The sequence below is a fragment of the Paenibacillus sp. SEL3 genome (assembly GCF_054602585.1).
Genome location: NZ_CM137725.1, coordinates 4,382,344 through 4,397,294 on the forward strand (window position 1 = coordinate 4,382,344; position 14,951 = coordinate 4,397,294).

At 51.6% G+C, this 14,951-nt stretch carries 9 protein-coding genes; all 9 read left to right on the forward strand.

Annotated features, from left to right (window positions below):
* Nucleotide 1 precedes the first annotated feature (1 nt).
* The gene (locus ACYCS5_RS20205) at nt 2-3,280 is read left to right on the forward strand and encodes a DUF5704 domain-containing protein (RefSeq protein ID WP_459760043.1); all 3,279 of its coding nucleotides are present in this window, start codon (nt 2-4) and stop codon (nt 3,278-3,280) included.
* Between the two features lie 340 nt (nt 3,281-3,620).
* A complete protein-coding gene (locus ACYCS5_RS20210; protein WP_342434905.1) occupies nt 3,621-6,068 on the forward strand; it encodes a rhamnogalacturonan lyase in 2,448 nt (815 codons plus the stop codon).
* Between the two features lie 313 nt (nt 6,069-6,381).
* Entirely contained in the window at nt 6,382-7,881 is a 1,500-nt protein-coding gene (gene nifB, locus ACYCS5_RS20215) for a nitrogenase cofactor biosynthesis protein NifB (protein WP_459760044.1), read from the forward strand.
* A 6-nt stretch (nt 7,882-7,887) separates the two neighbouring features.
* Entirely contained in the window at nt 7,888-8,754 is an 867-nt protein-coding gene (gene nifH / locus ACYCS5_RS20220) for a nitrogenase iron protein (RefSeq protein WP_069010331.1), read from the forward strand.
* An 88-nt stretch (nt 8,755-8,842) separates the two neighbouring features.
* A complete protein-coding gene (nifD, locus tag ACYCS5_RS20225) occupies nt 8,843-10,291 on the forward strand; it encodes a nitrogenase molybdenum-iron protein alpha chain (RefSeq protein WP_459760045.1) in 1,449 nt (482 codons plus the stop codon).
* Entirely contained in the window at nt 10,288-11,817 is a 1,530-nt protein-coding gene (nifK, locus tag ACYCS5_RS20230) for a nitrogenase molybdenum-iron protein subunit beta (protein ID WP_069010333.1), read from the forward strand. Before nifD ends, nifK begins: the two co-directional genes overlap by 4 nt.
* 79 nt (nt 11,818-11,896) lie before the next feature.
* Complete coding sequence (gene nifE / locus ACYCS5_RS20235) at nt 11,897-13,258, forward strand: nitrogenase iron-molybdenum cofactor biosynthesis protein NifE (RefSeq protein ID WP_459760046.1); 1,362 nt, start codon at nt 11,897-11,899, stop codon at nt 13,256-13,258.
* Complete coding sequence (gene nifN, locus ACYCS5_RS20240; RefSeq protein ID WP_459760047.1) at nt 13,248-14,555, forward strand: nitrogenase iron-molybdenum cofactor biosynthesis protein NifN; 1,308 nt, start codon at nt 13,248-13,250, stop codon at nt 14,553-14,555. The genes nifE and nifN overlap by 11 nt, the downstream gene beginning before the upstream one ends.
* Nucleotides 14,552-14,941 (forward strand): NifB/NifX family molybdenum-iron cluster-binding protein, encoded by a 390-nt coding sequence (locus ACYCS5_RS20245; protein WP_341071736.1) that lies wholly within the window; start codon nt 14,552-14,554, stop codon nt 14,939-14,941. Before nifN ends, ACYCS5_RS20245 begins: the two co-directional genes overlap by 4 nt.
* Nucleotides 14,942-14,951: the final 10 nt, after the last annotated feature.

Sequence of the window (14,951 nt, forward strand, 5' to 3'; positions counted from 1 at the left end):
CATGAAGAAGGCACAACGCATTCTGGCCGTATTGCTGGTGGGGGTACTGCTACTGTTGCAGTTCCCACCTTTTTCTTTTCTCACAAATAAGGCAGTAGCCGATACGGAAATTACACCGTTGTCCTACTTTGCAGACAAGAATGACCGTTACTTTGTCGGCATGATGTACTTCGACATGTGGAAGAATACCGCGGGTAAATGGGTTACAGACGGCGGCAAGGAACCTTATAAGAACATGCAGGGTGAAGCCACATTTACCTATAAATTTAGTTTTCCGGGTCGTAAAATCAAGGCAGTTACAGCAAGCCTGTATACGAAAAATGACAATGAGAATCACCCAGAATACTTTAGAGAATCCCGTTCTGATAACTACGAACAATATGCCTACTCGATGAGTAAAGGCACAGATTATGATAAGGATGTTCGTCCATTCCAGAAACAGGGAATTGGTACGGATACCACGATTATTCCGATTACAGTAAACATAAGGTTAAATCCAGAAGTTCAAGCAGAGAATATAAAAGAGGAGAGTTGCCCCACCTGCGCAAAGGAAGTAGAAGCCTGGCGTATCTACCAGCCCATCCTATTCAAGATCGAACTGGAGAGCAACCTAATCGTCAAGCATTTTACCACTGACGGGAAATCACTTAACAACGTATTTACACCAATAGAGGATGAACTGAAAGCTGATCAACCGTATGATTTTCCCCCGCCAACCAACCCGAAATATGAGTATGTGGGTTATAAGAAAAGCACGACAGGTAAACCGCCAAGCGGAGATATTTTGCCGGGAATTGTACCCGGGTTTACCTATGACGGTTCTTTTGAACAGTTTACCGCTTACTTGTATTACAAAGAAGCTCAGGGCTGTCCTAAGCCTGGAGAAAGCCAAGAGGGAGCACCCTCGGATTGCCAAGATCATGAACAGCCAACGAAAGGTGTTGTCTGCTCCCGCCCCGTTCCAGGTCTGCGCTTGGATACTGCCGAATTGGACCCGACAGTATCTGCCGTTATTAAAGCCGATCAGCGAGGCGCGTCACGTTTTGATGTAGCCAAGGGTATTCCAACTTCTGAAAGCCTGTACGGAAACGTGCTGGCCCGGAATTACCTGTTTCAAAACACCTACCAACAGCTCAAAGGCGAGTGCACCTACAACGTCAAGCTGAAGCGCACGTATGATCTGGAATGGGAAGATATCAACGATACCCGGCACATGAAGGTCGCGGAGTATTACAAATACGAAATTGTGAAACCGTACTCCTACTGGGTGATCGACAACCTTGAGGTGTACGGTATCAAGAACGCGCAGCTACGCAACTATGCACTGCCGGGAGGTAGTATTACGATTCCACCAAGGAATTACACGCCGCCGTCTGTAGAATCAGCGACCAACGGAAAATACTATCCGGCTCCTTCTCCGGGCATCGTCGATGGGGGTTCACTTTATATTTATGGCGGCAAGAGTATGCCGAAGGTGCCCAATGAACAAAGATCACTGGAGCCTGTGGCCCAGAAGGCTACACCAGACGTGGAAGTAGAAAACGATACTGTGAAATTCAACGGTCAAACGATCATGGACCACGAGCGTGTCAAGGAAAAGGGGCCGACTCCTGGCAAAATCCCTGAACCCGTAAAAATCGGGTCGGATATCCTGTACAGCCAGGGCCATATGATTGAAAAGCATAAGATAAATAAGTCCAATACGCCCAGCAGCGGTGACATCACTTACACTATTCTTAAGGGAAATATCAATGGAGGTGCGGATAAAACGTTCCCGATACAGGGAATTAATACGGTGACTGTCCACACTCCCGTAGTGAATCTGTCTAAAGTGTCGGACGATGCTGTTCATAATCAGAAAACCCAACCGACGAAAGGTCGATCCGCACTTATTTTAGAGCGACCTTTCCGGGTGACGATTTCAACAGCAGGTCCACATTTGAATATTCCTGGCTATGGTGATCGGGAGTATGCCAAATATGTACGAACCAAGCAGGTTCGCTTTCCGTTCGATGTGTACGACAAAGGAAAGACGCATTTTTATCCGCGGGGTACCTGGATCGACATTCCAGTGCTGCAGCTCAACACAGACTTTTATCTTCCCGTATGGGTGGATGAAGGCAACTATACAGTTGAGTTCCGTACCATTGCCGAAAATGCTCCGGACGGGTTCACCGAACAGCGCCATGCCAACACGGATATCGCCCACCATGTTGCCAATGATGTGGTAAATATAGAGGTCATCGGACGGATGTACGATTTTCATATCACGGATATTGCCGATTACCATTGGGAGCGGGTGTTTCGGCAACGTAAAGGGAGCCCGACGCATAGCGGCCTGTCCTATTGGACGGGGCTTGGCAATATTGACGGGTTACCGAGAGGGAACCAGGAGCCATTCACCTTGCCCATTCGTCCCGGCAGTCACCCACATGAAGGTTATGCAAATGTGGCAGTCAAGACAGGCTACCATTTCAAGTTTGACCTCAAAACCAAAGGCAATATGTTTAGCGCCAAGGACGGTATTCGCATCACGCCATCGTTCTATTGGGTGAGCAAAGATGGGCGACAGCGGGAAGAGGTGGATCTGTATACACATTCCGGCAGCCGAAAATTTATCCGTTTGGGATCGGCGGAGGACCGGGAGAAGCGATATGTTATTTTGAATGAACGGCTACGCAATGTGCCGATGGAGGAAATGCAGGACACGGCAGCCTACCAATACAAGCATGAGCTGAGTGAAGCACAGCAAAGCCAGTCAACGCTGGAACGCTATGTTTCTCTGTATGCCCACCGTATTGCACGCAGCAAGACCTGGATTGGACGTTACGACTGGCTGGTGCTGCCTGCGGCTGTGCGTACCTTGATGGGTCCGAAGACAGACCTGCCGGATGGGGTCAATGTGGATCGTGCTAATGCGTCGATTCAGCGCTGGTATGGTGAATATAGCCTGCCTGCTAATGTGTACGCAGTCACCAAAGGCACAGATTTGCGCGAGGTCAGTCGCCGTCAGGAGCTTAACGAGCATACGGATATATTCAAGAAAACAGGCTTTATCGTCGTTCGCTTTAATTTGGAGTCACTGCGTCAGGGTGACGCCGAGCATCCGCATTTACAGTATATAAATGGCCCGCTATTGAACCAGTGGCAACTGGAGGGTTACCGCAGAGAGATAAAGGACCCGTACGGGCATACCTTTCATTTACAGGACGGGGATGTAGTATTTTATCATGCGGATCAGTCCAGCCGGGACGATTTTAGTTCATTTGTTCCTCACTAACTTGCAGTAATCAAGATGAATCCTTATCAATAGTTAGCGCAAAAAATACGAAACGGACAATGGGAACAATCCACTGTCCGTTTTTTTATTTCCCTTTTGCGTTTATGCGAATATTTAGACCTATCTTCAGCTCTCGACATGCTGTTTTCATACAGACTTGGTGGGGGCTGTTTTATTTGGAATGAGTAAACAACACGGTTTTGTGTAGAGAAATCCTCGGATATTTAAACGCGTTTGAGGGAACGGCAAAACTATAATAATAGGGAATTTAATTTATGTAAGCGCAATCATTTTGGCGTACTTGCTTGTCATCACAATACAATTGAGGAGGACGACTTGAATGGCTCAAAGGAAAGGCGCATGGCGAAAGGGAACCTTGACCGCTGCGCTGGCAACCATGCTGGCGATGACGGGCACGACTGGAGGAGTGGCTGCGGAAGATTTGTCCGAACCGACACTACAGGCGGAATCAGCCATTGCAGTTGAACAGAACCGTAGCGGTAGCATTCAGCTGGAAAAGTTGGATCGCGGACTGGTAGCTGCGGTGACGCAGGAGGGGGTCTTTTTAAGCTGGCGGTTATTGGCTCAAGAAGTGAACGGTTACGGTTCAACGGGGCTGACAGGAGCGGACTTCAACGTATACCGTGACGGTAAGAAGATTGCGACAGTGACCGACAGTACCAACTATGTGGATAAGGAAGGGAATGGTAAATCAGTATACAGAGTAGCTTCAGTCGTTAATGGGCGGGAAAAGGATCGTAGCGCTAAAGTGAAGCCATGGCAGCAGGGTTACTATGAGCTTCCTCTCCAAAAGCCTGCCGATGGCGTAACACCCGCAGGTGAATCCTATACGTATTCGGCCAACGATATGAGTGTGGGGGATGTGGATGGAGACGGACAATATGAGTTTTTTGTAAAATGGGACCCGTCGAACTCCAAAGATGTATCTCAGAAGGGGTATACCGGAAATACGTATGTTGATGCGTATACGGCCGAAGGCAAGCTGCTGTACCGGATCGACCTAGGCGTGAATATTCGATCAGGTGCGCATTATACACAGATGATGGTGTACGATTTTGACGGCGATGGTAAAGCCGAGCTGATGTTCAAAACGGCTCCAGGGACCAAAACGATTTCTTTTGATAAGAAGGGCAAGGCGAAAAAAGAAAAGTATATTACTCTGCCACGTGAGGATCGCAAAGCAGGGATTACACATGAGGACGATTACCGTTTGAGTCGTTCGGATTATTATGAGCATGTGGTGAACATGTTCATGAACTGGACGAAGCATGAAGAAGTGGTCAAGGGACAATGGCCTGCTACGCTGGAGGAATGCTTTGGCATCGCTCCGAAGTACAGTTATCCGTTATCCCGAAAGGATGCGGAAAGCCTGACAGACTACTTTATGGATGTATATGCACCATCACGGAGCGACAAAAACAAGCTGAGAGAGTTCGAGGGCTTTATTGTCGATGGACCAGAGTATTTGACAATTTTCAAGGGGAAAACGGGAGCTGAGCTGGATACCGTCCGCTATGAGCCGGAGCGTCATGACGATGGCCTCATGTGGGGCGACTACGCCATGGCCCGAATTGAACCCGCCAACCGTGTAGACCGCTTCCTGGCAGGTGTGGCCTATCTGGACGGCCGCAAGCCGTATGCCGTATTTGCACGCGGCTATTATACGCGTTCCACTTTGGCCACCTACACATGGGATGGTCGCCATCTCCAAAAACATTGGATGGTGGACAGTGGCTGGACACCAATGACCAATCCATTTAACGATGGTCCGCACGGGCGTGATGGAACGGACCCGAAATTTGGCACCTTGACCACACAGGGAGCGCATTCTTTGAGCGTGGTGGATGTGGACGGTGACGGCAAGGACGAAATCGTATACGGTTCCGCCACGATTGACCATGATGGCAGCCTGTTGTACAGCTCATTTGATGTCATGCCTCCTGAAAGTGCAACTCCGGGTCAAACCGCCAGATTGGGGCACGGCGATGCACTGCATGTAACCGATATTGACCCGGATCGCCCCGGCAAAGAAATCTTTATGGTACATGAAGGTGGCACCTACGCTCCATATGGCTATTCTTTGCGGGATGCCAAAACGGGTGAAATCATTTACGGCGCATACTCCGGCAAGGATACTGGTCGGGGAATGGTCGGTGACATAGACCCGGATCAGCGAGGTCTGGAGACTTGGGCCATAGGCCTGTGGACCGCAGCGGGCAAACAACTGGATACGAAGATGCCGGGTACCAATATGAGTATCAAATGGGCAGCTGATATGACCACACAAATCGTAAACGGCGCAATTGATGTAACCCCAACCATTGAGGATTGGAAACGAGGTACATTGCTGACCGCTACTGGAACCAAAACGAATAACTATACGAAAGGAACTCCATCGCTGGTAGCCGACATTTTCGGAGATTGGCGGGAGGAAATGCTCGTCCGTACAGCGGATAGCTCAGCCATCCGTATCTATCTGAGCACAGAACCTACGACGCATAAATTGTACACGTTGATGCATGATCCGCAGTATCGCACGGATGTGGCGCGTCAAAATACCGGGTATAACCAGCCGTCCTACACGAGCTTTTATTTTGCATCCGATATGGATTGGGCGAATGTGCCGATTCCCAAGCTCTACACGCCAAAAGCCTTAATAGAGGAAGAGAGCAGTGACGAAGCGGATGAAGTAGAGGCAGCAGAGGTAGATGAAAAAGAAGTCGATGGAACGATAGTCGATGGGACGAAAATAGATGTGAAGGAATGATAAGCGGAGACTATTTCCCAAAATATATAATAAAAAATTAAAGTTTCTTATCTCAAAAGGAGAGCCGTATTTACGGACTCTCTTTTTTTACGTCTTGATGTTATTGAGAATATGAAATGTAACCGCGCACATGTAAAGTGTACGATATATTACTTGACGTAAAATTTGACACATATGTGAATTGAGGATAAATGTCAGGGATTTCATGGAGAAGTGAATTGACTGTATTTGTCCCTGTCTCTAAGATGTAATTATATTCCAGACAAAAACAGAGATTTATGTAAGGGAATATAACGTAGAGAGGAGGGAATGAATGGACTCTTTAGCTGATCTCTCGGAAACCCCCTTAGCATTAGAAACTCTCAGACGACATCCCTGTTATAACGAAGAGGCACATCGCTATTTTGCGCGCATTCATCTTCCAGTAGCCCCGGCATGCAATATTCAGTGCCATTATTGCAACCGCAAATTCGATTGCGTCAATGAAAGCCGTCCCGGCGTTGTTAGTGAACTGCTTACGCCGGAGCAGGCGGCGAGCAAGACCTATGGCGTAGCGGCACAGCTGATGCAGCTGTCCGTTGTCGGCATTGCGGGACCTGGAGATCCGCTGGCCAATGCGGAGGCAACCTTCGATACCTTCCGCCGGGTCCGTGAGACAGTTAAGGACGTCATATTCTGTCTCAGCACGAATGGCCTTACCTTGATCAGGCATATCGACAGGATTGTAGAGCTGGGCATTTCGCATGTCACGATCACGATCAATGCTGTAGATCCAGTGGTGGGGAGCCGTATTTATGGATGGGTCTACGATGAAGGAAAACGCTATGCAGGAGAGGAGGCCGCACGGCTGTTGATTGACCGCCAGCTGGCAGGCTTGAAGATGCTGGCTTCGAGAGGCGTATTGTGCAAGGTGAACTCGGTGCTGATTCCCGAAGTCAATGATGCCCATCTGCCGGAGGTAGCCAGGGTGGTCAAGGAGCACGGCGCGGTGCTGCACAACATTATGCCGCTCATCATCGCACCTGGTAGCCGATATGAGCAGGAAGGGATGCGGGCCCCCCGTCCCCGCCTGGTCCGGCAGCTGCAGGAGAAATGTGCTGAAGCGGGAGCTGTCATTATGCGCCATTGCCGTCAGTGCAGGGCGGATGCGATTGGACTGCTGGGCGAGGATCGCAATCAGGATTTTACATGGGAGAACATTGCGGCTGCTCCTCCCATGGATGAAGAGGCAAGGGCACAATTTCAGAAAGAACTGGATGAGAAGGTGAGAGTGAGAATGGAACGCAAGGAGGGACAATCGCACCCCAAACAACCGTCAACCGGGGCTGGATGTAGCTGCCCGTTATCTGGGGATAAGCCTGAAGTGAGCTTTACCTCAAAGCCAGTCCTAATCGCTGTGGCCAGTCGTGGCGGAGGGAAGGTGAATCAGCATTTCGGCCGTACCAAGGAATTTATGATCTATGAAAGCGATGGGATTATCGTAAATTTCATAGGCATTCGTAAGGTGCAATCCTACTGCCACGGGAAAGCCGATTGCAATGGAGACAAGGCCGAGACGATGAAGGAGATCCTTTCCATGGTGCATGACTGTGCATTGCTGCTGTCGGCCGGCATAGGCGAGGCCCCCGAAGAGGCATTGCAGGAAGCTGGCGTGCTGCCTATTGTATGCGGCGGGGATATTGAGGAATCCGTTCTGGAATATGTAAAATTTCTACGTTATATGTATCCTGTGCAGAGTAATAAGGGAAGTCAGCGTAATAAGGGAGTTAAGGGCAGTCATTCGGATTTACCCATTGAACATTTTGGAGGCTGAGAAAATATGAGACAAATTGCGTTTTACGGTAAAGGCGGTATCGGCAAATCGACAACCTCGCAGAATACACTGGCTCAACTCGCGACCAAATTCAAACAAAAAATTATGATCGTAGGCTGTGATCCCAAGGCAGACTCCACCCGTCTTATTTTGAATACGAAGGCCCAACAGACTGTGCTGCATCTGGCGGCTGAAAGGGGTACGGTGGAGGACCTGGAATTGGAGGACGTTGTCCAGAAGGGCTTCGGTGACATTCTGAACGTGGAATGCGGTGGGCCGGAGCCTGGTGTCGGCTGTGCAGGGCGCGGCATTATCACGGCCATTAATTTTCTGGAGGAAGAGGGGGCCTACGAAGGGCTGGATTTCGTATCCTACGATGTACTGGGGGACGTCGTGTGCGGGGGCTTCGCCATGCCGATCCGGGAGAAGAAGGCGCAGGAAATCTACATCGTATGCTCAGGCGAGATGATGGCTATGTACGCTGCCAACAATATTGCACGCGGGATCTTGAAGTATGCCAACAGCGGTGGGGTGCGTTTGGGCGGCTTAATCTGCAACAGCCGGAATACGGACCTGGAAGCGGAATTGATTACAGAGCTTGCAAGAAGACTGAACACGCAGATGATCCACTTTTTGCCGCGTGATAATGTTGTCCAGCACGCTGAGCTGCGCCGTATGACTGTAACTCAATACAACCCGGACCATAAGCAGGCTGCGGAGTATGAAGAGCTGGCAGGTAAAATTTTGAATAATGACATGCTAACGGTTCCCACCCCTATTTCCATGGAAGAGCTGGAGGATCTATTGATGGAATTCGGCATTATTGAGGATGAAGAAACCGCAATTAACAAAGCTGAGGCGTCCGGGCAGTAGGCTGTAGCCAGAAGGCTTAATGACGGAATCATCGTGTGATGATGGGAGGAGCTGAACGCGCAGCTCGCAGGAGGGAGGAATAGGTCAAATGAGCAGTATTGTGGATAAGGGTAAGCAGATCGTAGAGGAGATACTGGAGGTATATCCCAAGAAGGCCAAGAAGGACCGGACCAAGCATTTTGAGATCGCGGATGAGGAGCTTGTGAACTGCGGGACCTGTTCCATCAAGTCCAACATGAAATCACGACCCGGCGTCATGACAGCAAGGGGCTGTGCTTATGCAGGGTCCAAGGGTGTGGTATGGGGCCCGATTAAAGACATGGTGCACATTAGCCATGGTCCCATCGGCTGCGGGCAATACAGTTGGGGTACTCGACGTAATTATGCGAATGGGATATTGGGAATCGATAATTTTACCGCCATGCAGATTACAAGCAATTTTCAGGAAAAGGATATCGTGTTCGGCGGAGATAAGAAGCTAGAGGTGATCTGTAGGGAAATTAAGGAGATGTTCCCGCTGGCTAAGGGCATCTCCGTGCAATCTGAATGTCCGGTCGGACTGATTGGTGATGATATCGGGGCTGTGGCCAAGAAGATGACAGAGGAGCTGGGCATTCCGGTCATTCCCGTACGCTGTGAGGGCTTTCGCGGGGTGAGTCAGTCTCTGGGCCATCACATTGCCAATGATGCTATCCGCGATTTTCTGATGGGGCGCCGGGAGCTAAAGGAGTGCGGGCCTTATGATGTCTCCATTATCGGAGACTACAATATCGGCGGTGATGCCTGGGCGTCGCGCATTTTGCTGGAGGAAATGGGACTGCGGGTCATAGCGCAGTGGTCGGGGGACGGTACGGTCAATGAGCTGGGGATTGCGCACAAATCCAAGCTCAACCTGATCCATTGTCATCGTTCCATGAATTATATGTGCACAACGATGGAGCAGGAATACGGAATTCCCTGGATGGAATATAACTTCTTCGGCCCGACCAAGACGATGGAGAGCCTAAGAGCGATTGCTGCCCGCTTTGACGAGACGATTCAGGAAAAATGTGAGCAGGTCATCGCCCGATATATGCCGCAGATGGAGGCAGTCATCCGTAAATACCGCCCACGTCTGGAAGGTAAAAAGGTGATGCTTCTGATTGGCGGGCTGCGGGCAAGGCATACCATCGGTGCCTATGAGGATCTGGGTATGGAAATTGTGGCTACAGGCTATGAATTTGCCCATAAGGATGATTACGAAAAGACGTTTCCCGATGTAAAAGAAGGCACCATTCTGTACGATGATCCAGCGGCTTATGAGCTGGAGGAACTGGCCCAGCGGCTGAATATTGACTTAATGGGCGCCGGAGTCAAGGAGAAATACGTGTATCACAAAATGGGCATTCCCTTCCGTCAAATGCACTCATGGGATTACAGCGGGCCTTATCATGGTTTTGACGGCTTCCAGATTTTTGCACGTGATATGGATATGACCATAAACAGTCCAGTTTGGAGCCTGCTGCCGTCCCGGCAGACTGCGGAGGTGTCGGTATGAGCGAGCGTCTGAATATTGTCGATCACAATCAGCTGTTTCGGCAGGATAAATATGTGCGCCAGCGTGAGGAGAAACGAGCCTTCGAGGCCCCTTGTTCGCCAGAGGAGGTTACCGACACCCTGGAGTACACCAAGACCAAGGAATACAAGGACAAGAATTTTGCCCGCACAGCCGTAGTCGTGAACCCGGCCAAGGCTTGTCAGCCGCTGGGAGCGGTTATGGCTGCACTGGGCTTTGAAAAAACGCTCCCGTTCATTCATGGCTCACAGGGCTGTACGGCTTATTTCCGCAGCCATCTTGCCCGCCACTTCAAGGAGCCTGTTCCTGCCGTCTCCACCTCGATGACCGAGGATGCCGCCGTATTCGGCGGCATGCGCAACCTCATTGACGGTATAGAGAACTGTATTGCCTTGTATCAGCCGGAGATGATTGCGGTATGCACGACCTGTATGGCAGAGGTGATCGGAGATGACCTGTCTGCCTTCCTGGCTAATGCCCGTCAGGAGGGAGCCCTTCCCGAGGATATGCCAGTTCCTTTTGCCAATACCCCCAGCTTCTCCGGTTCACATATTACAGGCTATGATGCCATGCTGCGCTCTGTGCTGGAGACGCTGTATAACAAGTCAGGCCGGACGCCGCAGCCTGGTCATGAATTGAAGCTGAATGTACTGCTCGGGTTTGACGGGTATACGGGAAATTTTGCGGAAATGCGGCGCATACTGGGGATGTTCGGCGCTACGTATACCATTTTGGGTGACCACAGCAGTAATTTTGATTCAGGAGCTACTGGAGAGTACAGCTACTATTACGGGGGAACGCCGCTTGAGGATGTGCCCAAGGCCGCAGATGCTGCCGGCACGTTGGCGATCCAGCAGTACTCTCTTCGTAAAACATTAGGTTATATGAAGCAAACCTGGGGGCAGCAGATGTTCTCCATCTCCACACCGCTGGGTATCCGGGCTACAGATCGCTTGCTTGAGGAGATTAGCCGCCTGTCCGGAAGAGAAATACCCGAGGCATTGAAGCAGGAGCGTGCTCGAGTTGTGGATGCCATGATGGATTCGCATGCTTATCTGCACGGCAAACGAGTGGCTATGGCAGGAGACCCGGACATGCTCATCGGCTTGATTGGCTTTTGTCTAGAGCTGGGCATGGAGCCGGTGCATATTGTTTGCTCCAATGGAGACCGGAAATTTGAGAAGGAAGCAGAGCTTCTGCTGAAGTCCAGCCCTTACGGTGCAGAAGCCACGGTTCATTCTGGTCAGGATTTGTGGCATATGCGTTCGCTGCTGTTCCAGGACCAGGTGGACCTGGCTATTGGCAGTTCCCATCTGAAGTTTGCGGCGAAAGAGGCGAAAATTCCTTTGCTCCGTGTGGGCTTTCCGATCTTCGACAGGCATCATCTACATCGTTATCCGATTATCGGCTACCAGGGTACGCTGAATCTGCTTACCCAATTCGTGAATACCGTACTGGATGTCATGGAAGAGCAGGCTCCGGATCATAGCTTTGATTTGGTGCGCTAATTGCTGTATCGCGTAGATGGAAGTTGGCAGCTTGGCTTGTGATTTCAATGGATTCTATCTGAAATAAGGGGGTGTGCGGATGGAGCCGGCTGTGTCTAACGGAAGGCTGGAGATATCCTGCGGCAACAAAATTCCCAAAAGCACGCCCTGTCCCCGGCCTGTGCCGGGGGAGGCTTCGGGTGGCTGCTCCTTTGACGGGGCCCAGATTACACTGATCCCCATTGCAGATGCGGCTCATCTGGTGCACGGGCCGATTGCGTGTCTCGGCAATAGCTGGGAGAGCAGAGGCAGCCTGTCCAGCGGCCCGGGGCTGTCGGCGTATGGCTTCACTACTGATCTTGGAGAACAGGATATCATTTTTGGTAGTGAACAGAAGCTGCATGAATCGATCCGCTACATTGTCAGCCGTTTTGCTCCTCCCGCTGTATTCGTCTATACCACATGCGTCACAGCCCTCACCGGTGAAGATATCGAGGGGGTCTGCAAGGCTGAATCGGAGCGGCTGGGGACGCCGATCATTCCGGTGAACAGTCCGGGATTTGTGGGCAGTAAGAATCTCGGGACTCGGCTGGCCGGAGATGTATTGTTCCAGCATATTATCGGCAGTACCGAGCCGGAACAGACAACCTCCCATGATATCAATCTCATCGGGGAATACAATATTGCGGGCGAGATGTGGCATATCGAGCGGCTGATGCAGCAGACGGGAATGACTATCCTGTCCCGAATTACCGGGGACGGTCGGTTCCGTGAGGTGGGATGGGCGCATCGTGCCAAGGCCAACATGGTCGTATGCAGCCGAGCTTTGCTGGGCCTAGCAGTCCAAATGGAGCGTAAATACGGCATTCCTTATTTTGAAGGTTCATTTTATGGAGCAAAGGAGACGAGTTATTCCTTGCGGCAGATGGCTTACCTGACCGGAGATCGGGATGTAGAGCGACGGGTGGATAAGCTGGCCGCACGGGAGGAAATGAGGCTATCGCTGGAGCTGGAGCCCTATCGCAAGCAGTTGAAAGGAAAGCGGGCAGTGCTCTATACCGGGGGTGTAAAGAGCTGGTCTGTCATTACGGCTTTGCAGGAGCTGGGCATAAAGGTGGTAGGTGTAGGCACGAACAAGAGCACTGCCGAGGATGTATCCCGGATTGCTGACCGTATCGGGGATGATGCGGAATACATCCCGGAAGGCGGTGCCCGGCAGATTCTCAAAACCGTACGGAGCCGCAAGGCGGACATGGTCATTGCCGGGGGCCGGAATATGTATATGGCGCTTAAGGAACAGATTCCTTTTGTGGACATCAATCAGGAGCGGCACAAAGCCTATGCGGGCTATGACGGGCTGTTGTCTCTGGCGAAACAGCTTGTGCATACGCTACAGCATCCGGTATGGGAGCTGACCGCCAAATTGGCTCCATGGGAGGAGGAGAAGGAATTTGCTGATTAAATCCGCCCCGAAGCCTGTCAGTGTCAACCCGCTCAAGGTAGGACAGCCTTTGGGGGGCGTGCTGGCTCTGCAGGGGATGTATCGCTCAATGCCTCTGCTGCACGGCGCTCAGGGCTGCTCGGCCTTCTCCAAGGCGCTGCTGACTCGCCATTTTCGAGAGCCGATAGCCGTTCAGACCTCTGCGCTGCAAGAGATGGACGTTATATTTGATGCAGACCGGAATCTGGAGGAGGCACTGGATCATATCTGGTCCAAACACCATCCAGATGTCATCGGCGTCATCAGCACAGCCCTCACCGAGGTGGCAGGCGTTGATTTTCAGTCCAGGGTAAAGGCGTTCAAGCGAGAACGGGCCTTGAAAGACAGTCTGCTGTTTTCTGTATCGCTGCCTGATTTTCACGGCTCTCTGGAGACGGGCTACAGTAGTACAGTAGAGTCCCTAATGGATGCTGTACTCGGATTGGCCGGAGGCAAGTCCCCCAGAAAACAGCGCCGGATGCAGGTCAATCTGCTGCCGGCTTCTTATCTGACTGCCGGAGATGTCATGGAAATCAAGGATATTATCGCTTCCTTCGGCCTGGAGGTTATTACGCTCCCCGATATCTCCACTTCCTTGTCCGGTCACCTGCTGACAGGCTTCTCCCCTTTGACAAGAGGGGGGACTCCGCTGGATTCAGCCTGCCAGATGCTGGAGTCTTCCTGTACCATTGCCATTGGCGCGAGCATGGAGCGGCCGGCGCGCAGGCTGACTCATGCCGCAGGCATTCCCTACCACTTGTTCGCTGGTCTGTCTGGCTTGGCCGCGAGCGATGCGTTCATACATTTTCTGCAGAAGATCAGCCGCGAGCCAGCCCCCGTTCGCTTTCGCTGGCAGCGTGAAAATCTGTTGGACAGCATGCTGGATGCCCATTTCTATTATTCCGGCGCTTCGGCTGTAGTGGCGCTAGAACCGGATCATATGCTGTCGACCGCAGCCTGGCTGGAGGAGATGGGAGTGGAACTGAAGCGGCTAATTACACCCTGCAGCACGCCCGCACTGCAAAAGACAGAACGGGAAGTCTGGATCGGTGACCTGGATGATGCAGAGGAGAGCGCGCAGGGTGTTGATTTGTGGATCAGCAATTCACATGGAAGAAAGGGAGCGGCACGGGCTGGGGCCTCATTCGTACCGGCAGGCTTGCCGGTGTATGACGAGCTAGGCGCCCACACATCCGTAAGCGTCGGATACCGTGGAACCATGGAGTGGGTGAATAAGGTGGGCAATGTATTGCTTGCCGAGAGGGGGAGGGGAGGATGAAGGTTGCATTTGCGACGGAAGACGGCGTGCTTGTGAATGCTCATTTTGGGCAGAGTCCCATGTTCACTGTATTTGAAATCCGGCACTCAGGCGTCCAGTTCCTGGAGCATCGGCGGATAGCCCTGGGGGGCGATGAGAATGAGGCGGGCAAGATCGCCAGCCGAATTGGCCTGATCGAGGATTGTGCCCTGATCTTCCTGGTACAGATTGGCGCTTCCGCCGCCGCACAGGTTACCAAGCGGACCATTATGCCTGTGAAGGTGGCCTTTGGTAGCACCATTGAGGAGCAGGTCCAGCGTCTCCAGAATATGCTGGCTCGCAATCCGCCCATGTGGCTTGCCAAAATCCTGCATGCTGAGGAGGGCAGCGGCAAAGCCGAATCATGAGCTCTCCTGT

Coding starts and splice junctions, on each gene's coding strand:
- ACYCS5_RS20205 (WP_459760043.1), top strand. CDS start 2: ATGAAGAAGGCACAACGCATTCTGGCCGTATTGCTGGTGGGGGTACTG.
- nifE (WP_459760046.1), top strand. CDS start 11,897: ATGGAGCCGGCTGTGTCTAACGGAAGGCTGGAGATATCCTGCGGCAAC.
- nifH (WP_069010331.1), top strand. CDS start 7,888: ATGAGACAAATTGCGTTTTACGGTAAAGGCGGTATCGGCAAATCGACA.
- ACYCS5_RS20210 (WP_342434905.1), top strand. CDS start 3,621: ATGGCTCAAAGGAAAGGCGCATGGCGAAAGGGAACCTTGACCGCTGCG.
- ACYCS5_RS20245 (WP_341071736.1), top strand. CDS start 14,552: ATGAAGGTTGCATTTGCGACGGAAGACGGCGTGCTTGTGAATGCTCAT.
- nifK (WP_069010333.1), top strand. CDS start 10,288: ATGAGCGAGCGTCTGAATATTGTCGATCACAATCAGCTGTTTCGGCAG.
- nifB (WP_459760044.1), top strand. CDS start 6,382: ATGGACTCTTTAGCTGATCTCTCGGAAACCCCCTTAGCATTAGAAACT.
- nifD (WP_459760045.1), top strand. CDS start 8,843: ATGAGCAGTATTGTGGATAAGGGTAAGCAGATCGTAGAGGAGATACTG.